1 pseudogene is annotated in these 319 nt (G+C 49.5%); it reads left to right on the top strand.

What is annotated here, in order from left to right:
• Positions 1-319 (top strand): annotated as a pseudogene (gene pyrG / locus B4K20_RS07895) (CTP synthetase); the annotation flags it as partial.

Genomic DNA, 319 nt, shown 5'->3' with positions numbered 1-319 from the left:
TGTCTTCCCTGGGTAAGGGGATTGCCGCGGCGTCACTGGCTGCTATTCTTGAAGCACGTGGACTGAAAGTCACGTTGGTAAAACTTGACCCTTACATCAACGTTGATCCCGGTACGATGAGCCCGCTTCAACACGGTGAGGTTTTTGTCACAGAAGACGGTGCAGAAACTGACCTTGACCTCGGTCACTATGAGCGTTTCATTGATGCGGATATGACCCGCAGCAATAACTACACGACCGGACAGATTTATGAGAACGTGATTCGTAAAGAACGTCGTGGCGAGTATTTAGGCAATACCGTACAGGTTATTCCGCACAT

The organism is Methylophaga sp. UBA5088, from assembly GCF_002414625.1.
GTDB classification, from domain to species: Bacteria; Pseudomonadota; Gammaproteobacteria; order Nitrosococcales; family Methylophagaceae; genus Methylophaga; species Methylophaga marina.
This window is presented reverse-complemented; position numbering and strand designations above follow the sequence as displayed.